The sequence below is a fragment of the Pseudomonas sp. Os17 genome, assembly GCF_001547895.1.
In the GTDB taxonomy this organism is placed as follows: domain Bacteria; phylum Pseudomonadota; class Gammaproteobacteria; order Pseudomonadales; family Pseudomonadaceae; genus Aquipseudomonas.
This window is the reverse complement of record NZ_AP014627.1, coordinates 4,633,906-4,652,598: the sequence shown is the minus strand read 5'-3', so window position 1 is coordinate 4,652,598 and position 18,693 is coordinate 4,633,906. Positions and strand designations below refer to the sequence as shown.

Genomic DNA, 18,693 nt, shown 5'->3' with positions numbered 1-18,693 from the left:
TGAGCCATGACCCGGATCATGCTTTTGCTTCTCCCGGAGCAATTTAAGCCACCGGCACCGCCCCCAGCGGTGATAATGCGCGCCAGCCCATCCTCTTCAGCAACGGAGCCCGTCGCGCCCATGTTCGTCATCACCCCGCAGGACCCTGAGACTTACCGGCGGCAAACCCGTCGCAGCACCTTGATCATCGCGCTGGTGTTCATCGCCCTGGCCATGCTGTTTTCCAGCGCGGCGGTGGCGCTGTTCGGTCAGCCCGGTGGCGACAACCTGGTGTGGAACGCGGCGGGGGTGTTCACCGGTCTGCTGATCAGTGCGGCGCTGCTGCGCAGTGTGTTCTGGAGCAAGCCGTGGATGGCCGCGGCGGTCTATGGCTGGCGTCTCAAGCGCAGCCTGATGCGGGTGACCAATGTCATGCATCAGGTCACCGCCGGGGTCGCGGCGGGCGATCCGGCGGCGCTCAAGCTGCTGCGTTTCTATCACCTGGGGCTGCTGCAGATGCATCAGCTGGACGCCAACTCCAGCGCCCACGGGCAGATGCTGGGCGAGGTGGAGCGGCATCTGGCGCTGCTGGCCGAGCAGGGCATCGACCCGCAGCAGGAGCGCCTTGAGGCGTCATGGCTGGAAGCGGTGAAGCGGCACAAGACCCCTTGAGCGCCATTTGGCAACCTCCTGCCGCTGACAGGTCACCTGTGCGAACGAGCGTGCTCGCGCTGGGCTGCGTAGCAGCCCCTTTCGGCGCTATTGCAGATACCGCCACAACGCCTGGGCAATCGCGCTGGGCCGGCACTGGGTGCCGAACAGTTGCTGGCCGATGCCCAGGCCCAGTTGCCGGTAACTCTCGAACTGCGCCTCGTCAAAAAACTGGTCCACGGTGCTCTGGTTGGGAAAGCTCGGGTTGGCCCGGGCGTAGTTGACGACGTCCGGCGTCAGTCCGGCGATCAGTCGCGGCTTGAGCACCAGGATCCGGCAATGGGGCGTCTGGCACAGGTCATCGTCACGGCCCGGGGAGTGGGCATGGACATTCAGCAGCAGGGCGCATTTCTGGTTATCGGCGCTCGGCGTCTGGCGAAACTCTTCCAGGCTGGCAAATACCGTCTTCAGTTGCGGATGGCTCAGCACGCCCGGGTCTTCGCGGATCTCCAGGGCCTGATCGATGCGCGCCAGGCGCACCAGGTTGGCCAGGTCGTCGAACTGGTAGTCGGGATCGCAGCCGCTGTCGCAGGTGATGATCAACTCCACCTTGCGCCCCTGGCGCAGCAGTTCGTAGGTGCCGGTGTTTTCGAAGTGCCCGCCGTCCGACAGGTACTGGTAGTCGCGGCGGTAGCCGTGAAAGCGCGCGGTCAGTTCATAGAACAGGTAGGCCTGGGTGCTGTAGCGGATCCAGGGCTTGAGGTCCCGGGGCACCCAGTGCGATTGCCCGGGGTCGAGAAAGTGGCTGGGCCACCAGATGCCCAGGCGCACGTTGGCCAGCCCCAGGACCAGCGACATGCCAAGGCTGGTGGCGCGACCCAGGCCGGTGCTGAAGGCGGCGCCGGAAACGCCGATCCACTGGCCCAGGGTCAGCGGGCGCATGATTTCAGAGGCCGGGCCATGGTCGAGGTCGCGGCGATAGGCCTGGCCGTCGAGGAGGTAGCGTTCTGCCGGGCAAGCGCTGGTTGGCGCCGGGTTGTCGGGGGCCCAGTTCGGGGCGATGCACAGCGGTTTGCCCTTGCGGTCGCGTTGCACCAGCTGTTCGGCCGGGTCGACGGTGAGGTTCATGGTGACGTTGATCAGGTGCACCGGGCCGGCGCTGGGACTGGCGTAGTACTGCTGCAGCGACAGGTCGTCGCTGGCCATCGGCTCGGCCACGCTCATGTAGGTGCGGCGCTGTTGCGCCGGGCCGTTGAAGCGCCGGCCATTGGAGGCGCCGAGGTAGGCGCGGGTCAGGCGCGCCGAGTAGAAGGCCTGCAGCGACGAGGTATTGAGAAAGCCGATGAAGCGCCCGCTGAGGTGGGTCAGCAAGGCCGCCAGCAGGCTCAGTGCCGCGAGGCGCCAGGCCACGGCGTGATCGCCGGCAATCACCCCGCCGTCGTAGGCGATCCATTGCACCAGCAAGCCCCAGCACAGGCACAGCAGGCTCAGCAGCAGGCCACCGGCAAGCAGCGCGAGGACCTCCAGCGGTAGCTTGTGCATCCAGCCCGGCAGGTTCTTTTCATCCTTGAGCAAGGCCAGGCGCCGCACCAGCCACACCCCTGCGATCAGCAACAGCAGGCTGCCCAGGGCCCGCAGGTCATGCAGGTAGCGGTACAAGGCCTGGGCCGCGGTCACCAGCAGGGCGAGGAAGCCCAGCACGGCCACCGCGGCCATGGCCCGACCCAGGGCCCGGGTGATCTGTATCCGATAGTTGCGCACGCTGTTGGCGCAGGCGTTGTCCTTGGTCGGGTCGCGGTTGTCGGCCAGGTGCCTCACCAGTTGTCGGGTGATCAGCAAGGCGCCGCTGCCCACCAGGGCGCCGGCCAGGGTCAGGGCACCCACCGCATGCCACTGGGCCAGCCAGTAGGCCAGGGCGCCACAGAGCCACAGGCCGCCGACCACGCCGAGCATGCTCCGGTACGCCGCGTTGCCCATGCTCGGTGGCCGGTCCAGGTCGCCCTGGGGAATGATCAGCCAGTAGGCCACGGCGCAGGGCAGGGCGAAGAGTACGCCGGCCATGAGTGGCCAGAGCAGCAGGCTGGCGTGACTGAGCACCTGGAACAGGGTCAGCAGACTGAGCACCAGCAGGATCGGCAGGCCGATCATGGCCTGCAGCGACAGCCAGTTGCGCCAGGTCATGGCCAGGGCATAGAGCATGTCGCCGGAGCCGGTGGGGGTCAGGTAGCGGCCGTTCTCCCGCAGCCAGGCCGTGGGCCCCTGGCCCGGCGGCTGCCGGGCGTAGTCGACGCCGGTGCTGATCCGCCCCGGCGGTTCGAAGCGCAGGGCCTGGTAGGCATCGCGGGCGGCCTGGCCCACCGGGTCCTGGGGCGCCGCGGGGCGCAAGCGCCCTGGGAGAAACAGGCTGGAAAAGAAACTGCCGATGTAGCCGCCGCCACTGACCGTGGACAGGTAGTCGATGCGCGACAGCAGGCTGGGCTCGGCGTCGGCGTCGGCGTCGGCGTCGGCGTCGGCGTCGGCGTCGGTTGCCGGTGGCGCTGGCCGGGTGCTCGCGCTGGGCGCCGGGGCCCGGGCCAGGGCTTGCAGGACGCCCAGGCAGAAGGTTGCGCTGCGGATGCCGCCGCCGGACAGGGCCAGGCCCCAGTTGCCACGGGCGGCCGGGGTGTGTCCGGGGGCTTCCTGGCCCAGGCTCAGGCGTCGAAAGCGGATGCGTTGGTGCTCGATCTGGTACGGGTTCTCGTCAGGTGTCATGGACCTTCCTTGGGGGGACGGAGGGGCTGCGGTCCGGGCCGCGCCCCGGCAAGCGCACGGCAGGATAGCGGATGCCGGGGGCCGTCGTGCAAGCTCCGGGTGCCTTGGCGGTGGGCGCGACAGTGGAGGGCGCGGCTTCGGGGCACCAGGGGCCTGGGGCTTGTGCAGGTCGCAAGCGGGCAGGGCGCTTGATGCGCCGGCTGCATGGAAAAACGCTCTTGGTTATAACGTTAGATTTTATTTATATAAATGGACATAAGCTTTAGCCGCTATGCTGCCGCCAGTTTTTGACCTGGCCGCGTGATCTGTAGGGTTTTTTATCGATGGATGTGGGTAATTTCGGTTTTGTAATCGCAGGCCTGGTAGTGGGTTTCATCGTGGGCATGACCGGTGTCGGAGGCGGTTCGCTGATGACCCCGATCCTGCTCTGGTTCGGCATCAACCCGGCCACCGCAGTGGGCACCGACCTGCTGTACGCGGCCATCACCAAATCCGGTGGGGTGCTGGTTCACCAGAAAAACCGCAACATCGACTGGCGCATCACCGGCTGGCTGACCCTCGGCAGCGTGCCGGCGGTGGCGGTGACCTTGTGGTTCCTGAAGAACCTCGACACCGATCCCCAGGCCCTGAACTCGGTGATCAAGCAAGGGTTGGGCTTCGTGTTGCTGCTCACGGCCCTGGCCATCGTCTTCAAGAAAAAGCTTATGGCCTTTGCCCAGCGCCACGGCAGCGAATACCAACCCAGCCCCGGCGGCCTCAACGGCCTGACCGTGGTCACCGGGCTGATCCTCGGCACCATGGTCGCCCTGACCTCCATCGGCGCCGGCGCCCTGGGTACCGTGGCGCTGTTCATTCTCTATCCGTTCCTGGCCACCAAGCGCCTGGTGGGCACCGAGATCGCCCACGCCGTGCCGCTGACCCTGGTGGCCGGCCTGGGCCACGCCAGCATGGGCAACATGGACTGGAACCTGCTGGGCTTCCTGCTCATGGGGTCGCTGCCGGGGATCTGGATCGGCAGTCACATGACCGGGCGGGTGTCCGACGAGATCCTCCGGCCGTGCCTGGCGCTCATGCTGTTCTCCATCGGCTACAAGCTGGCCTTTTAAAAGCAGCGGCAAGCCGCCAGCTTCAAGCGGCAAGCCAAAAGCACCTGTCAGTTGCGGCGGTAGAGTGCCAAAAATGCCGCCAGCGACAGCATGGTCGCGCCGCAGCATCGATTGAGCCGGCGCATGCCGCTGGCGGTGAGGAATTTCGCCGCCTGCACGCCGCCCGCGGCATACAGGCCCATCACCAGCACCTCGACCAGCGCCGTCACCAGCGCCAGGGTGGCGTACTGGATGAAGACCGGTTGGCCGGGGTCGATGAACTGCGGCAGGAAGGCGGTGAAAAACAGCAGCACCTTGGGGTTGGTCATGGCCACCGAGAAGCTGCGTCGGAACACCTCGCCACGCCGCGAACCGGCCCGCACCTGCTGGGCACCGAGGGCCTGGGGCGCACTGCGCCAGAGCTGGATGCCCAGCCAGGCCAGGTAGCACACGCCGACCCATTTCAAGACCATGAACAGCTGCTGCGAAGCCATCAGCATCGCCCCCAGGCCGAGGCCCACGGCGGCGATGATCAGCACATCCGAGAGCGCCGCGCCGGCCATGCCCACCGCCACCAGCTGGCGATTGCGCGAGGTGCCGTTGGCCATGGCCAGGAGCGAGGTCGGGCCGGGGATCAGCGCGCCGATAAAGCAGCTTGAGGTATAGAGCAGCAGGGTGGTGGTGTTCATCGCGGTGTTCTCGTCGGGCAGGTGGCGCAGTCGACGCAGCATGCACCAGCTTGATGCGGGTTTAAAAGGTGTTGGTCGAGGCCTGGGCGGCCGTTGTTGAATCGGCCTCCCGGTTTGCCAACTTCTGTGGATTCCCAGGGTCAGTTATCCTGAGCCGGCCGTTGGCGTGCAATCTTGCCCCTTTCCTCTTTTGTGATCTGTCCATGACCCGTTCTCCTCCTTGTGGTGCCGCTCCCCAGACCTTGCGCGGTGGCCAGACCGGTGCCGCGATCCGCCAGTACGACTGGTCGCACACGGCGGTGGGGCCCCGGGAACAGTGGCCGAGCCTGTTGCACAGCACCTTGAGCCTGGTGCTGGAATCCCCCGAGAGCCTGTACCTGCTGTGGGGTCCGCAGAAGCAGTTCTTTTTCAACGACGCCTATCGTCCGGTGCTCGGGCCGCGCCTGGCCAATGCCCTGGGACAGACCATCGAGACGCTCTGGGCCGACGCCTGGCCGGACGTGCAGCCCATGGTGGAACAGGCCTTCCTCGGGCAGTCGTGCCGGCACGAAGACCTGCCGGTGAACATGCAGCGCTACCCCGGCGAGGAGTTGACCTGGTGGTCGTTCTCCATGAGCCCGGTGTTCGACGAACGCCAGGAGCAGGTGCTGGGGGTGCTCTGCCATACCGTGGAAACCACCGAACGGGTCCTTCTGGGCCAGCATGCCCGGCTCACCGAGGCCCGCCTGCGAGAAACCCGCGAGCTCAACACCCGGGTGCTGGCCAGCAGCAATGACTGCATCAAGGTGCTGGACCTCGATGGTCGGTTGTCGTTCATGAGCGAGGGCGGGCGGCGGGTCATGGAAGTCAGCGACTTCAATGCGATTGTCGGCTGCCCCTGGCCGGATTTCTGGCATGGCCAGGGCAACCTGGAGGCCCGGGCGGCGATTGCCGCGGCCCAGGCCGGCGAATCGGCGCGGTTCCAGGGCGCGGCCAATACCCTGGCCGGCACCGCCAGATGGTGGGATGTGCAGGTCACGCCCATGTTCGATGCAAGCGGCCGGCCGGAGAAGATCCTCTGCATCTCGCGGGACATCAGTGCCACCCGCGCGGCGGAGGAAGAGCTGCGCCGCTTGAATGAGTCCCTGGAGCAGCGGGTCCAGGAGCGCACCCAGGAGCGTGACCGGATCTGGCAGCTGTCCACCGACCTGATGCTGGTGGCGGACTTCGACGGCCGCATCGTGGCGGTCAATCCGGCCTGGACCTCGCTGCTGGGCTGGCAGCGCGACCAGCTGGAGGGCCGCAGCTTCTACGATTTCATCCATCCTCAGGACCGCATGGCGGCCGCCAGTGCCAGTGCCGAACTGGCCCGGGGGCAGAGCTATTCCCGGGTGGAAAACCGTTTCCGGCACCAGGACGGCAGTTATCGCTGGGTGTCCTGGAGCGCCGTGCCCGACCCCCAGCATATCCATGCCGTGGGCCGCGACATGCAGGCCGAGCGTGAGGCGGCGCAAGCCCTGCGCAAGACCGAGGACATCCTGCGGCAGGCGCAGAAGATGGAGGCGGTGGGGCAGCTCACCGGTGGCGTGGCCCATGACTTCAACAACCTGCTGACGGTGATCCGCTCGTCCACCGACCTGTTGCGTCGCAACCTCAGCGAGGAGCGCCGACAGCTGTATATCGAGGCCATTTCCGACACCGTCGACCGCGCCAGCAAGCTCACCGGCCAGTTGCTGGCCTATGCCCGCCAGCAGAACCTGCGCCCGGAAACCTTCGACGTCGGCGCCAGCGTGCAGCTGGTGGCGCAGATGATCAATCCGTTGATCGGCGCCTGCATCGAACTGCGTCTGGAGTTGCCGCAACAGCCCTGCCACACCCATGCCGATGTCGGTCAGTTCGACACCGCCCTGATCAACATGGCGGTCAATGCCCGGGACGCGATGCAGGGCGAAGGCTTGCTGGTGATTGCCGTGGAGCGGGTGACGCAGATTCCCGCCACCGCCGGGCAGGGCGCCCAGGTCGGGGATTTTGTCGCGGTGTCGCTGACCGATACCGGGGCCGGCATCGAGCCGCAGCAGATCGAGCGGATCTTCGAGCCGTTCTTCACCACCAAGGAGGTGGGCAAGGGCACCGGCCTGGGGCTGTCCCAGGTGTTCGGTTTCGCCAAGCAGTCCGGCGGCGGCCTCGAGGTCCACAGCCGGCCGGGGCAGGGCACGCGCTTTACCCTTTACCTGCCGCGCACCGAGGCCTTGGCCAGCGTGCCGCTGCCGGCCAGCCCGGTGGCGTTGCCGGCGGATGGGCAGGGCGCGACCCTGCTGGTGGTGGAGGACAATCCGCAAGTGGGACGGCTATTGGCCCAGTCCCTCAATGAACTGGGTTATCAGGTCGAGTGGGCCACCAGCGCCGCCGAGGCGCTGCGTCGCCTGAGTCAGGAGCAGGACAGGTTCCAGGCGGTATTTTCCGATGTGGTGATGCCCGGCATGAGCGGCATCGAGCTGGCCGGGCGGATCCGCAGCGACTACCCCGGGTTGCCGGTGATCCTCACCAGCGGCTACAGCCCGGCCCTGGCCGAAGGCCGCACCCGGGAGTTCGTGTTTCTGCAGAAACCCTACTCGATCGCCGAACTGGCCCAAGCCATCGATAGCTGCAGGTGCTAGGCGGCAAGCTCCAGGCGACAGCAAGCTTGGCGCTGGCCGCTTACAGCTTGCCGCTGTTCCTCAGCCATTCCTGCGCCGAACGCCACAGGCAGATCCCCAGAAAATAGGCGGAAGCCGCCAGCCACAGGCCCATGATCGACGGGCTGTGCAATGGGTGGCTGAGGATCAGCAGCGCGCCACTGAGCAGCCAGACGAAGGTCACGATGATGTTCAGCCCCATCCACTTGCGCACCCGGAACGGATGCAGGAACTGCAGCCGAGTGGCGGTCAGCAAGGCCAGGGCGAAGATGCTCAGCAGGGTTGGCCAGGGACCGGGCTCGATCAGGTAGAAGCACAGGGCGACCACGTTCCAGGCGGCGGGAAAACCCTGGAAGTAGTTGTCGTGGCTCTTCATGTTGACGTTGCAGAAGCACAGCAGCGACGACAGCAGGATCAGCGACGTGGCCAGCAGCGCGCTGTACTCCGGCAGGGGGATATAGCGGTAGATGAACAGCGCTGGGATGAATACGTAGGTCAGGTAGTCGATCACCAGGTCCAGCACCGAGCCGTCGATGTTGGGCAGCACCGAACGGGTATTGACCTTGCGCGCCAGGGAGCCGTCGACCCCATCCACCAGCAGCGCCACCCCCAGCCACAGCAGGCAGGCCTTGGGCTGGTTGTCGAACAGCGCCAGGGTGGCGAGCAAGGCACTGACCACACCGGTGGCGGTAAAGCCATGGGCGCCCCAGGCTTTGATTCTGGCGATTTGCAGGGTCGATATCACAGGGCGTGTCTCCGGCGGCTGGGGGGCCTGGAGTCCCCGCGTCGCTCAAGCGGCGACGCGGGTCCAGGTTGCAGTTATCGACCGAAAAGCCTGGCAGAAGGTTCAGCGTGATCCTGGAAACAGGCCCTTGTCGCAACCCTTGGCAGCCGATTGCCCGGCCTGGCCGGGGTGAGCGGTCGAGGGGATTTCCAGAGTCTAGGCGCGATGGCCGAAGCGACAAGAAAAACGCCACGTGAGCGCAGCCGGCACGTGGCGTTTGGTTGTTCCGGCGCGGGCCGGGGCGGTGCTGGAGCGCTTAGCGGGCCGCCTCAAGCGCGCTGAGAATCCCATGGGCGGCCTTGACCCGCTCTTCGTTGGGGTAGTTCTTGTTGGCCAGCAGGACAATGCCGATCTGCTTGCCGGGGACAAACAGCACATAGGCGCCGAAGCCGTTGGTGGAGCCGGTCTTGTTGTACAGGGCGTCGGCTTGTGGCGCCTGGGCCGGCGTCAGCCACTGCACCGGGTGCGGCTCAAGGGCCATGGCCGATGAGTTGCCGGCCAGCAGCCGCGCCAGGGGCACCGGGTAGGCATAGCGTTCCCAGCCCAGGCCCTGGGTCATGTCGCCCACCCGGTAGTAACCGCTCTGGGTACTGGCAATGGCGCGCTGCACGGTGGCGTCGAGCTGCCCCGGTTGCAGGTTGCCGGCAACGAACTGCAGCAGGTCGGCGGCGCTGGTCTTGACCCCGTAGGCCTCGCTGTCCATGGCACCGGGGCCGACCCGACTCGGCTTGTTCTGCTTGTCGTAGCCCTGGGCGTAGTGGCTGCGCTGATCCTGCGGGACGCGGACGTAGCTGTGCTTGAGGCCCAGCTTGGGAAACAGCGTCTGTTCCATCAACTGATCGAACGGCTGGCCCAGGCTGCGCGCCGCCAGGTAGCCGAACAGCCCGAGGCTGGGGTTGGAATACAGGCGCTGGGTGCCGGGGCTGAAGGTCGGTTTCCAGGTGTTGTAGTAGTCCAGCGTCTTGTCTTCGCCCTTGACATCGTCGGGGAACTGCAGGGGCAGGCCGCCGGCGGTGTAGGTGCCCAGCTGCAACAGGCTGATACCGTCGAAGGCGCTGCCGCGCAGGGCCGGCAGGTACTGGCTGGCGTTGTCGTTGAGGGCCAGCTTGCCGCTGGCCTGGGCGTAGGCAGCCAGGGTCGCGGTGAAGGTCTTGCTCACCGAGCCGACCTCGAACAGGGTGTCGTGGTCCACCGGACGCTGATTGTCCTTGGAGGCGACACCGTAGTTAAAGTAATGTCGTTTGCCGTCGACGATGATCGCTACCGCCATCCCGGGGATGCCCTGCTGCTGCATCAACGGACGGATGGTGGCGTCCACCGTGGCTTTCAGGGCGCTGTCCGGGGTGGTTTCGGCCAGTGCCTGGGAGGCACCAAGAAGCAAGGCACAGGCGCCGAACAGGCCCCGTCCGGTTAAGGTTATTTGCCGCATGATGGGTGGTTTTCCATATTTTTTGCTTATTTTGACCGCAGGGTTCCAAGCGGCCTTCCGGCCTTGATCTTCGTCGCGCGAATTCAAGGGGTACACGGCTCGCCAGGTCTTCCGGGCAGGGGGCGCCGGGTCGGCGGCTGGCGAGCGAGGCCACTGTAGGCAGTCTGCGGCGGACCGGCAAACGACGATATTTCGCGGCAGCCATTAGAAAAATTAGGGAATAGTCATGCTCCGTCCTCATCTGCCCTTGAACGCGCTGCGCGCCTTCGAAGCCTCGGCACGTCATTTGAGCTTCACCCGCGCGGCCATCGAGCTGTGCGTGACCCAGGCGGCGGTCAGCCATCAGGTCAAGAGCCTGGAGGCCCAACTCAAGGTCACCCTGTTCAAGCGCCTGCCCCGTGGGCTGATGCTCACCAGCGAAGGCGAGACGCTGCTGCCGGTGCTGCGCGAGTGCTTCGACCGCATCGCCCAGACCCTCGGGCGGTTCGACGGCGGGCACTACCGCGAGGTGCTGACGGTGGGCGCCGTGGGCACCTTCGCGGTCGGCTGGTTGCTGCCGCGCCAGGGGGACTTCCAGGCCCGCCATCCGTTCATCGACTTGCGCCTGAGCACCAACAACAACCGGGTGGACGTGGCCGCCGAGGGCCTGGACTACGCCATCCGCTTCGGCACCGGGGCCTGGCACGGCATCGATGCCCTGCCACTGCTGCAGGCGCCGCTGTCGGTGCTGTGCGTGCCGGAGATTGCCCGCCAGTTGCACAGCCCGGCGGACCTTCTGGGCCAGACCCTGTTGCGTTCCTACCGCACCGACGAGTGGCCGCAGTGGTTCCAGGCGGCGGGGCTGGGCAGCAACAGCCTGTTGCCCCAGAGCGTGGTCTTCGACTCGTCCCTGGGCATGCTCGAAGCCGCCCTGCAGGGCCTGGGCGTGGCCCTGGCGCCGCCCTTGATGTTCGCGCGGCAACTGGCCAGTGGCGCGGTGGTGCAGCCGTTCGACATCGGCATCGTCACCGGCAGCTATTGGCTGACGCGCTTGCAGTCACGGGCGGAAACCTCCGCCATGAGCGCCTTCAAGGCCTGGCTGCTGGAGGCGGTGGCCGCCTAGGCCCCGCTCAATAGCGCCAGTGCCCCGGCGTCCAGACCCACTGGCCGGCGTGCCAGCGGTAATGTCCGGCCACCCAGTGGTAGCTCGGTGCCGGCGCCATCGGTATCACTTCAACGAGGGGCGGTGGCGGCGGCCGGCGTGGATGGACCGGCTCGACCACGCAACCGGCCAGGGTGGTGCCAAGCAAGCTGGCAAGGAGGAGGCTTTGGAGAACACGAGGCATGGGCGCTGTCCTTGGGAAGAGGCCGTGGGCCCGCGGTCATCGCGGGCGCTCAAGGGTTGAACGCGGCCCGGGGCGAAATCCGTCGCCGACGTTTCAATCGCGATTGGCCGCGCGGTTTTTTCCCGGGCCCCGCAGGTACATGGACTCCACCAGTTGCTGGCGTTCCTTGAGCGACAGGCCGCCGGCAAAATTGGCCAGGGCTTCATCCACCCGGGCCCGCAGGGCGATGTCGGCCTCGCGGGACTTGCCCAGTTCGGCGTCCAGGGCGCGGCGGTCCAGCGAGTCGGCGCCGAGCTCGCGAACCACCCCCTGGCGGGCTTCGCGCGCGGCGATGATCAGCGGCTGGCTGTCGATGCGGGTCTGGCGCAACAGCTGGCGCAACTGGCGGCGGCGCTCGTCCGGCATCTGCGTCATGGCCTGGCGCAGGCCCTGTTGCGACATCGCCAGGGCCTGGGTCGGTTTGGGCTGGCCGAACCATTGGTAGAGGCCGCCGGCAACGCCGCCGATCAGGAACACATTGAGCAGCAGCGACAGCAGCAGCAAGGTTTTCAGTGGGCGGGGGGACAGGTTCACTGTTCGGCCTCCTCGGCGTTGATGCTCAGGACGAATTCCGCGTCGCTCTGGTCCAGGACACTGGGCAAGGCCTCGGCGGAGGGCGGCAGCGGCAGGCTCAGGGTCACCGCCAGCATGCCGGCGGCGGCACCGCTGAGGCCGACCCCGATCCAGCCCAGGGAGGTCAGCCAGCCGGCATAGCGCTGCCAGAGCGTCGGTGCCGGCTGGCGCATGCTTGCCGTGGCGATGATCCGCTGCACCAGTGCCGGGCTTGGTTCCGGCACCTGGTAGCTGTCCAGCCGGGTGTCGAGCCAGCGCGCCTCTTGCAGCGCTTGCCGGGCCGCGCCATGGCCGGCGTCGAGCAGGGCCTGGGCTGCGGCGCGCTCGGCACTGGGCCAGCGTTGCAGGTCCGCGCCATAGGCGTCGGCCAGGTAGGCAAAGCGTTCGGGGGTCATGGTGTTCTCCTTCCTGAGAGGTCCGCGCCGGGGGCCTCGGCGAGGTGGCTGCGCAGAGTGCGTCGGGCCCGCGACAGCAGGCTTTCCAGAGCCTCGACGCTGATGTTCATCAGCGCTGCGGCCTCGGTGTTGGACAGCTCCTGGTAGTACTGCAGGACGATCGCTTCGCGCTGGCGCTCCGGCAGCCGGTCCAGGGCCTGGGCCATGCGGCGCCGCTGGCTTTCGGCTTCCAGCTGCTGCTCCGGCGTGGGGCCGCTGTCCGCTGCCTCGATGGCCTCGTCGCTGTCGCTCTGCAGGTGATCCTTGCGCCGGCGCAGGCGGTCGTAGCACAGGTTCAGGGCGACCCGGTGCAACCAGGTATCGAAGCGTGCCTGTTCGCTGCGCCAGTGCGCCGCCTGTTTCCATATCCGCAGGAAACTCTCCTGGGCAATGTCCCGGGCTTCGTCGGCGTCACCCAGCAAGCGGCTGGCCAGGGCCAGCAGGCGCGGCAACTTGCGGGTGACCATTTCTTTCACGGCCTGGGCTTCGTTGTTGCCGATGCGGGCCAGCAACTCCAGATCCGGGTCGGTGTCGTTCAAATCGGCGGTTCTCGGTGCGGTGGTGGGGCGATCCGGAAGAGCGCGTGCTCAGCGCAGCCAATGGCCTTCGATCCAGTACCAGTTCGGCCCGCGGGCCTGCCAGTGCCCGGGCACCCACTGGCCGTGGCGCATCACTGGCTGCCAGTGTCCCGGCACCCAGACATAGCCGCCTGCGTGCCAGCGCCAGTGGCCGCGATCCCAGGCATAACCGGGACGGGCCATGGGCGGCGCTTCGTAGCGCATGGGCGGCGGGGCCTGCTGAACGATCACGGTCTGGGCGAAGACCGGGCTGCCGGCCAGGGCGGTGAAGGCCAGGGGGATCAGCAGCAGAGTGCGAAGACGTGGCAGACAACGGGCAAGCTTCATGATGGCTCCTTCAGGCCTGCGTTCGCTGTTGAACGCAGCTGATGGATTCAACGATAGATGGCCGAGGAATCCGTCGCAGGGAAGTGAATGTTTATCCGGGCCCGGTTCAACCGCGGTTCAGCGAGCGGGCCTGGGGGCTGGCACGGGGCGGGCTGCGGCGCATGCAAATTTTTCGGCGGTGGCGGCGACGGAAGTTGCCAGGGCGCGCCGTTCAATCGGTAACCCTGTGCGGCGCCGGCAAGGTTCGCCGGCGCCGCAGAGCGGTTGCACCACTGAACCCTTGAGGAATGCACCATGTCCCGTCGTATTGCGCTGCTGATTGTCATGGCCACGATGCTGTCTTTGGGGGGCTGCGTGGTTTACCCCGGGCACTACCACGGCTGCTGCTACCGCTATGGCTACTACCGCTAGGGCCCCGGGCCGCACGCCGGCGTCATCCGGGGTGCTTGGCTAAGCCCCATGGGCCCGGCACAATCCTCGACCTTGCAGGGCAGGCACCGGCGTCGCGCCGATGGCGGAAATGCCCCGGGAGCGCGGAGGAAGGTGGATGCCCGTCTTGAAACACCAGGACCAGGACCCGGATGCGATTGCGCGTCCGGTGTGCGCCCTGCGCATCTCGATGCAAGAAGAGCGCTGGGAGCGGCCGTGGCACAGCCATCGCAAGGCCCAGTTGCTGTTTCCCGCGGGCGGCGTGCTCAGCTGCGAGAGCGCCGAGGGCCTGTGGCTGGCGCCGCCGCAGTGCGCGGTATGGATTCCCAGCGCGATCGAGCATCGGGTCCAGGGGCTGCAGAACGCCCAGGGCTACTGCCTGCTGGTCGAGCCCGAGCACGCCCGTGCGCTGCCTCAGGCCTGCTGCACCCTGGTGATGTCGCCGTTGTTGCAGGAGCTGCTCAGGCGCTGTGCGCAGCTGCCGTTCCTGTATGACCAGGACGGCGCCGCCGGGCGCTTGGTCGCCGTGACCCTGGATGAACTGGCGGTCGCGCCCCGGGAGCAGATCCACCTGCCCATGCCCCGGCACGCACAACTGCGGCGCCTGGCTCAGCAGATCCTTGAACAGCCGCAGCGGCGCCTGAGCCTTGGGCAATGGGGCGAGCAGATCGGCCTCAGCGAACGCAGCCTGAGCCGCTTGATCGTGGCCGAGACCGGCCTGAGTTTCGGTCGCTGGCAGCGTCAGTTGCATATCCTCCTGGGGCTCAGGCAATTGGGCCGGGGCGACTCGGTGGAGCGTGTGGCGCTGACCCTGGGCTATGACAGCGCCAGCGCCTTTATCCGCATGTTCAAGAAAGCCGTGGGCCAGCCACCGGGGCGTTTCTTTGCCGAGCGCCGCCAGGCGCTGGAAAACGACGCCCTGTAGCCGCTGCCGAGCCCGCGAGGCTGCGAAAAGACCCGCAGGGCCTTGCCTGGCGCTGTCCGGTCAAACTCACGATCGCTGTGGCCGGTCGGCGTGCCGCCCAACCCGTGCGCCGCCTGTGGCAGTGGCGATATCTGGCCGGATTGATCAATAACTTGTCGATCTCGGCTGATGCGGACAGTGGTTCCGGGGAAGATGATAAGCATTCTTGTTTGTCAACTTCTTGAGGTGTTCCCATGTACTTCGATCATCAGCATTTTCCCCTGGTCTGGATGCGTCGGGCCGAGGACGCAGGGCAGCCCGGAGTCGACCCTTTCCAGCAGTTGGAGGCATTGATGCAGCGTGCTCAGGCCTTTGTCCTGATGAGCGATGTGCTGCCTGAGCCCGAGCAGCGCAACAGCCAGCAGAACAAGGCATTGCTCAAGCAGGGTTCGCTGTGGATGAAGCGCAACAAGGCGGCGATCCGCCGCTGGATCAAGGCGATGATCGTCATCGCCCCGCAGCCGGAAGCCCAGGCCGGCGTCGAGGCTTTTGCCAGGAACTATGAAAAGTTCTGGGGCTACCCACTGCTGCACAGCGCCTCGCCGCTGGCGGCCATCAGCCTGGCCCAGCAACTGCTGGCGCCACCGCGCAGCAACCTGAACAACTGGTGAGGGCGGCGCGGCTGCCGTCAGCCGCGCAGGTGCTCGGGGACGTTGGCGGTGATCACCTTGCCCATGCTGACCCGGGGTTCAACCTGATACCCCAGGGCCTGGTAGAAGCCCTGCACCGCGGCGTTGCTGCTGAGGATCTGCAGGTTGATCTTCAGGCAGCCGCGGGCGCCCAGGGCCTGCTCGCCATGGCGCACCAGGGCCCGGCCGGTGCCGAGCCGGCGCTGTTGCGGGTCCACCGCCAGGGAGTACAGCCAGCCACGGTGGCCGTCGTAGCCGGCCATTAAAGTGCCGATGACCTGAGCTTCGGCCAGGGCGACGAAGAACAGCCCGTCATCCACGGCGAGCTTGCGGTCGATGGCCAGCTCCGGGGCGTTGTGGGCGGTGTCGTAACCGAAGACACGCTCCCACAGTTCGATCACCGGCTGGCGGTGCTGGGTGTTGCTGTACTCGACGAGTTGGATCATGGCGTGGGCTCGATAAAGGGTTGAGCACCGGAGCGCGGGTATGGCCGGTGGCAGGTTTCAGTCCTGGTGGCCGGGCCAGGTTTCGGTGGGGAAATAGGCCTCCAGCCCAGGTTCCTTGTGGTCCACGCCATCCCGGGTCCAGTAGCAGCTCAAGCGCGAGTAGTTGTCCAGGTCGCCACGGACCAGGCAGGTGGCGCTGTGCCCGGGCTCGCTGAAGCGCAACACATCGGCCTCGGCCATGGTGGCCCGCTCCACCTTGCCGATGGCGGTGGTGGTCTTGCCGTTGATGGTCTTGACCAGGGTCAGGGCCTGGTTTTCATAGCGGATCACCGCGGTGCCGGAGTAGGTCGGGCCGCCGTCCGGCTCCTTGCCGATCAGCATGAACTGGCCGGGCACCATGCTGTAGTAGACGTGCGGCTCCTGGTCCTGCTTCGGCGCGGCCTGGGCCGCAAGGCTGGCCAGCAGCAGGCCGAGAAGGGGGGCGCGGGAGAAATGCGGCATCGGTGCTCACTCCTGTTGAGGCGGGGGGCCATGATTCCAGACTTGGCGTTGCAGATAAATGCCCGGGCGGCTAGCGATGTTCGATCACCCGGTGTTCCACGGTGTCTGGCAACTCAGCTTTGGAGGGCTTAGCCGCAAGCTGCAAGCTTGGAGCTTGGAGCTTGGAGTGGAGGCGGGCTTGAAGGTCGTTGGAACGGGGTTTGGTCGCTTTCTTTTGTAAGGCAAATCCGAGAAACTGCGGGCCGCTTGAATGCGCCTGGTGGGCGGGCTAGGGTGCCTGGGCCATCGCCAAATCGATGGCTCGGATGTGCAAGTCCGAATTTTGCTAAGGCGTAGAAACGCTCAGTCATGCTTGGGCGTTTTTCATGTCCGCTGTGTCATGGCGGCCGTGCGCGGGAGATCTTCGGATCTGCCGGGTGTCCTAGCAAACTCGGTCTTGCACACCCGCGTACGGCTGCCACCCTTATTCGTGTGCAAGCGAACGGTGTCGGCTCCTATTCTTAGCTAGGAGTTTGACCATGAAAAAGATCGTTCCCGATCCACCTACTTCTTCCTATCGCGATCCCCAGCTCAAGGCCGCCAATGCTTCCGTGCGTGAAGCGCTGGCCCGGCATCCATTGGACCTGGCGATGTTCCAGTTCAAGACCACGGCCCAGGCCGTTGCTCCCGACTCGCTGTTCAGCGTGCGCCCGGGCGTGGGCGTCGAGGAGGCGCTGGTGCATGTGGCGTTGCTGCTCAAATGCGCCGAGGAGGTCAGTGATGAAATCACCCGGCAGGGCAGTGGCCTGGAGACTGGGTTGATCTGGTCCATGGTGCATTCGGTGGAGATGGCGCGGGCGGTGGTGGAGGCGTTGCTTGATGGCGCTCCGAGGGATGCTGTTGGCCTTGGAGTAGAGGGCGGTTGTTGATGGGGTACATATCCGTTGCTGCGGCTGCGGCCACTGGCGGTTTCGCTTTTACAGCGACTCACTTTTGACGGACGCAAAAGTAAGCAAAACGTCTCTGCCCCTGCATCCGGCGCCTCGCTAAGGCTCGGCGTTCCCTCGTTCCGGCATTGCTCCGGGGGCACGCCGCCACAGGCCATCCATGGCCTGGGGCGGCTAGCTCGGCATCCCTGCCGAGCTGCCCCCTGCGCAATGCCTGCACTCGGCCTCCTGAAGGGGCAGCAAGATCAAAAGCCAAAGACTTAGCTGCAAGCCGCAAGCCGCAAGCCGCAAGCCGCAAGCTTGGAGCTTGGAGCTTGGAGCTTGGCGCTTACAGCTTGAGTATTCTGCCGCTGGCGGCCACTGCCAGCAGCAGCACGGCGATCAGGCCGAAGGCCGCGCTCAGGCTGCTGCCGTGGGCGATGAAGCCGATCACCGCGGGGCCGGCAAGGATGCCGGCATAGCCCAGGGTGGTGATGGCCGGTACGGCGATGCTTTCCGGCATGACCTGCTGTTTGCCCACGGCGCTGTAGAGCACCGGCACGATGTTCGAGCAACCCGCGCCCACCAGGGCATAGCCCACCAGCGCCGCCTCCCAGGCCGGGGCCAGGGTCGCCAGCAGCAGGCCGGCGGCGGCGGTGCTGCCGCCGATGATGATCACCCGGCGCGCGCCCAGGCGATGGACGATGGCATCGCCGGTCAGGCGGCCCAGGGTCATGGTCAGGGCAAAGGCGGCGTAACCCAGGCCGGCGTAGGCTGCATCCAGGTCGCGCTCGGCGGTGAGAAACACGGCGCTCCAGTCCAGCACCGCGCCCTCGGCGAGGAACACCACGAAGCACAGGCAGCCGATGAACAGCACCACGCCATGGGGCACGGCAAAGGCCGGGCCAGAGCTCTGGCTGCCGTAGGGCAGCATGTGCGGCGCGGCCTTGAGCAGCGCCAGCAGCGTCAGGACGATCACCACCAGGGTCGCGCCCAGCGGTGACAGGCCGAGGCCGAGCAAGGCGCTGACCCCCGCAGCACCGACGATCCCGCCCAGGCTGAACAGCCCGTGAAAGCCCGACATCATGGTCTTGCCGCTGGCCCGTTCGACGATCACCGCTTGCAGGTTGACCGTGGAATCCACGCCACCCAGGCCCGCGCCGAACATGAACAGCGCCGCCATCAGCAGCGGGATCGAGCTCAGGGTCGCCAGCAGCGGCAAGGCCAGGCAGATCAGCAAGGTGCCACCGGCCATCACCCGGCGGCAGCCGAAGCGCCCGGCCAGGGCCCCGGCAATCGGCATCGCCAGGATCGAACCCACCCCCAGGCACAACAGCAGCAGGCCCAGGGTGGCTTCGTCGAGCCCGGCCCGGGCCTTGGCGTAGGGCACCAGCGGAGCCCAGGCGGCGATGCCGAAACCGGCGATGAAAAAGGCGATGCGGGTGGACATCTGTTCGAGGCGGCCGGGGGTGGCCTGCATGTGGGTGTTGCTGGCAGTCATAAAAATCCTTGGCGATGAAA

At 66.6% G+C, this 18,693-nt stretch carries 18 protein-coding genes and 1 pseudogene; 7 read left to right on the top strand and 12 right to left on the bottom strand.

Annotated features, from left to right (window positions below):
• Nucleotides 1-120 precede the first annotated feature (120 nt).
• Nucleotides 121-651: a DUF3087 domain-containing protein gene (locus tag POS17_RS20435; protein ID WP_060840251.1), complete on the top strand. Its 531-nt coding sequence runs from the start codon at nt 121-123 to the stop codon at nt 649-651.
• A gap of 87 nt (nt 652-738) precedes the next feature.
• On the opposite strand, the gene POS17_RS20430 is transcribed toward POS17_RS20435, so the two are convergent.
• On the bottom strand, nt 739-3,381 hold the full coding sequence (locus POS17_RS20430; protein ID WP_060840250.1) for a hypothetical protein: 2,643 nt from the start codon (nt 3,379-3,381) through the stop codon (nt 739-741).
• Nucleotides 3,382-3,704: 323 nt separating this feature from the next.
• Between POS17_RS20430 and POS17_RS20425 the strand changes: the two genes are divergently transcribed.
• Nucleotides 3,705-4,487 (top strand): sulfite exporter TauE/SafE family protein, encoded by a 783-nt coding sequence (locus POS17_RS20425; protein ID WP_060840249.1) that lies wholly within the window; start codon nt 3,705-3,707, stop codon nt 4,485-4,487.
• 47 nt (nt 4,488-4,534) lie between these two features.
• Here the strand turns inward: POS17_RS20425 and POS17_RS20420 are convergent, their stop codons facing one another.
• Entirely contained in the window at nt 4,535-5,197 is a 663-nt protein-coding gene (locus POS17_RS20420) for a LysE family translocator (protein ID WP_231978975.1), read from the bottom strand.
• Nucleotides 5,198-5,358: 161 nt separating this feature from the next.
• Between POS17_RS20420 and POS17_RS20415 the strand changes: the two genes are divergently transcribed.
• Nucleotides 5,359-7,791: a PAS domain-containing protein gene (locus tag POS17_RS20415; RefSeq protein WP_060840248.1), complete on the top strand. Its 2,433-nt coding sequence runs from the start codon at nt 5,359-5,361 to the stop codon at nt 7,789-7,791.
• Nucleotides 7,792-7,831: 40 nt separating this feature from the next.
• Here the strand turns inward: POS17_RS20415 and pcsA are convergent, their stop codons facing one another.
• Together pcsA and ampC are read right to left on the bottom strand one after the other, a co-directional pair.
• Nucleotides 7,832-8,554, bottom strand: coding sequence for a phosphatidylcholine synthase (gene pcsA / locus POS17_RS20410; protein WP_060840247.1), 723 nt, complete (start codon nt 8,552-8,554; stop codon nt 7,832-7,834).
• 295 nt (nt 8,555-8,849) lie between these two features.
• Entirely contained in the window at nt 8,850-10,022 is a 1,173-nt protein-coding gene (gene ampC, locus POS17_RS20405; RefSeq protein ID WP_060840246.1) for a class C beta-lactamase, read from the bottom strand.
• A 226-nt stretch (nt 10,023-10,248) separates the two neighbouring features.
• On the opposite strand from ampC, the gene POS17_RS20400 reads away from it, so the two are divergent.
• Complete coding sequence (locus tag POS17_RS20400) at nt 10,249-11,124, top strand: LysR substrate-binding domain-containing protein (protein WP_060840245.1); 876 nt, start codon at nt 10,249-10,251, stop codon at nt 11,122-11,124.
• A gap of 7 nt (nt 11,125-11,131) precedes the next feature.
• On the opposite strand, the gene POS17_RS31180 is transcribed toward POS17_RS20400, so the two are convergent.
• The 5 genes and pseudogenes from POS17_RS31180 to POS17_RS20380 form a co-directional block, all read right to left on the bottom strand.
• Entirely contained in the window at nt 11,132-11,347 is a 216-nt protein-coding gene (locus tag POS17_RS31180) for a YXWGXW repeat-containing protein (protein WP_082729279.1), read from the bottom strand.
• A 93-nt stretch (nt 11,348-11,440) separates the two neighbouring features.
• Nucleotides 11,441-11,920 (bottom strand): periplasmic heavy metal sensor, encoded by a 480-nt coding sequence (locus POS17_RS20395; protein WP_060840244.1) that lies wholly within the window; start codon nt 11,918-11,920, stop codon nt 11,441-11,443.
• On the bottom strand, nt 11,917-12,354 hold the full coding sequence (locus POS17_RS20390) for a hypothetical protein (protein ID WP_060840243.1): 438 nt from the start codon (nt 12,352-12,354) through the stop codon (nt 11,917-11,919). The genes POS17_RS20395 and POS17_RS20390 overlap by 4 nt, the downstream gene beginning before the upstream one ends.
• Nucleotides 12,351-12,941 (bottom strand): annotated as a pseudogene (locus POS17_RS20385) (RNA polymerase sigma factor); the annotation flags it as partial. The gene POS17_RS20390 and the pseudogene POS17_RS20385, both read right to left, overlap by 4 nt.
• 39 nt (nt 12,942-12,980) lie before the next feature.
• The gene (locus tag POS17_RS20380) at nt 12,981-13,298 is read right to left on the bottom strand and encodes a YXWGXW repeat-containing protein (protein ID WP_060840241.1); all 318 of its coding nucleotides are present in this window, start codon (nt 13,296-13,298) and stop codon (nt 12,981-12,983) included.
• A 547-nt stretch (nt 13,299-13,845) separates the two neighbouring features.
• Between POS17_RS20380 and POS17_RS20375 the strand changes: the two genes are divergently transcribed.
• Both POS17_RS20375 and POS17_RS20370 read left to right on the top strand, forming a co-directional pair.
• Complete coding sequence (locus POS17_RS20375; RefSeq protein ID WP_060840240.1) at nt 13,846-14,652, top strand: AraC family transcriptional regulator; 807 nt, start codon at nt 13,846-13,848, stop codon at nt 14,650-14,652.
• Between the two features lie 233 nt (nt 14,653-14,885).
• Nucleotides 14,886-15,302 (top strand): hypothetical protein, encoded by a 417-nt coding sequence (locus POS17_RS20370; RefSeq protein WP_060840239.1) that lies wholly within the window; start codon nt 14,886-14,888, stop codon nt 15,300-15,302.
• 17 nt (nt 15,303-15,319) lie between these two features.
• Here the strand turns inward: POS17_RS20370 and POS17_RS20365 are convergent, their stop codons facing one another.
• Both POS17_RS20365 and POS17_RS20360 read right to left on the bottom strand, forming a co-directional pair.
• Complete coding sequence (locus tag POS17_RS20365; protein WP_060840238.1) at nt 15,320-15,766, bottom strand: GNAT family acetyltransferase; 447 nt, start codon at nt 15,764-15,766, stop codon at nt 15,320-15,322.
• Nucleotides 15,767-15,823: 57 nt separating this feature from the next.
• Entirely contained in the window at nt 15,824-16,267 is a 444-nt protein-coding gene (locus POS17_RS20360; protein ID WP_060840237.1) for a hypothetical protein, read from the bottom strand.
• Between the two features lie 518 nt (nt 16,268-16,785).
• Here POS17_RS20360 and POS17_RS20355 point away from each other — a divergent pair.
• Nucleotides 16,786-17,175, top strand: a complete 390-nt coding sequence (locus POS17_RS20355; protein WP_060840236.1) for a hypothetical protein — start codon at nt 16,786-16,788, stop codon at nt 17,173-17,175.
• Between the two features lie 346 nt (nt 17,176-17,521).
• On the opposite strand, the gene POS17_RS20350 is transcribed toward POS17_RS20355, so the two are convergent.
• Nucleotides 17,522-18,673, bottom strand: coding sequence for an MFS transporter (locus POS17_RS20350; RefSeq protein WP_060840235.1), 1,152 nt, complete (start codon nt 18,671-18,673; stop codon nt 17,522-17,524).
• Between the last annotated feature and the right edge of the window lie 20 nt (nt 18,674-18,693).

Excerpts from the sequence above, each read along its gene's own strand:
- POS17_RS20435 (WP_060840251.1), top strand. The coding sequence starts at position 121 with ATGTTCGTCATCACCCCGCAGGACCCTGAGACTTACCGGCGGCAAACC.
- POS17_RS20430 (WP_060840250.1), bottom strand. The coding sequence starts at position 3,381 with ATGACACCTGACGAGAACCCGTACCAGATCGAGCACCAACGCATCCGC.
- POS17_RS20425 (WP_060840249.1), top strand. The coding sequence starts at position 3,705 with ATGGATGTGGGTAATTTCGGTTTTGTAATCGCAGGCCTGGTAGTGGGT.
- POS17_RS20420 (WP_231978975.1), bottom strand. The coding sequence starts at position 5,197 with ATGCTGCGTCGACTGCGCCACCTGCCCGACGAGAACACCGCGATGAAC.
- POS17_RS20415 (WP_060840248.1), top strand. The coding sequence starts at position 5,359 with ATGACCCGTTCTCCTCCTTGTGGTGCCGCTCCCCAGACCTTGCGCGGT.
- ampC (WP_060840246.1), bottom strand. The coding sequence starts at position 10,022 with ATGCGGCAAATAACCTTAACCGGACGGGGCCTGTTCGGCGCCTGTGCC.
- POS17_RS20400 (WP_060840245.1), top strand. The coding sequence starts at position 10,249 with ATGCTCCGTCCTCATCTGCCCTTGAACGCGCTGCGCGCCTTCGAAGCC.
- POS17_RS31180 (WP_082729279.1), bottom strand. The coding sequence starts at position 11,347 with ATGCCTCGTGTTCTCCAAAGCCTCCTCCTTGCCAGCTTGCTTGGCACC.
- POS17_RS20390 (WP_060840243.1), bottom strand. The coding sequence starts at position 12,354 with ATGACCCCCGAACGCTTTGCCTACCTGGCCGACGCCTATGGCGCGGAC.
- POS17_RS20380 (WP_060840241.1), bottom strand. The coding sequence starts at position 13,298 with ATGAAGCTTGCCCGTTGTCTGCCACGTCTTCGCACTCTGCTGCTGATC.
- POS17_RS20375 (WP_060840240.1), top strand. The coding sequence starts at position 13,846 with ATGCCCGTCTTGAAACACCAGGACCAGGACCCGGATGCGATTGCGCGT.
- POS17_RS20370 (WP_060840239.1), top strand. The coding sequence starts at position 14,886 with ATGTACTTCGATCATCAGCATTTTCCCCTGGTCTGGATGCGTCGGGCC.
- POS17_RS20365 (WP_060840238.1), bottom strand. The coding sequence starts at position 15,766 with ATGATCCAACTCGTCGAGTACAGCAACACCCAGCACCGCCAGCCGGTG.
- POS17_RS20360 (WP_060840237.1), bottom strand. The coding sequence starts at position 16,267 with ATGCCGCATTTCTCCCGCGCCCCCCTTCTCGGCCTGCTGCTGGCCAGC.
- POS17_RS20355 (WP_060840236.1), top strand. The coding sequence starts at position 16,786 with ATGAAAAAGATCGTTCCCGATCCACCTACTTCTTCCTATCGCGATCCC.
- POS17_RS20350 (WP_060840235.1), bottom strand. The coding sequence starts at position 18,673 with ATGACTGCCAGCAACACCCACATGCAGGCCACCCCCGGCCGCCTCGAA.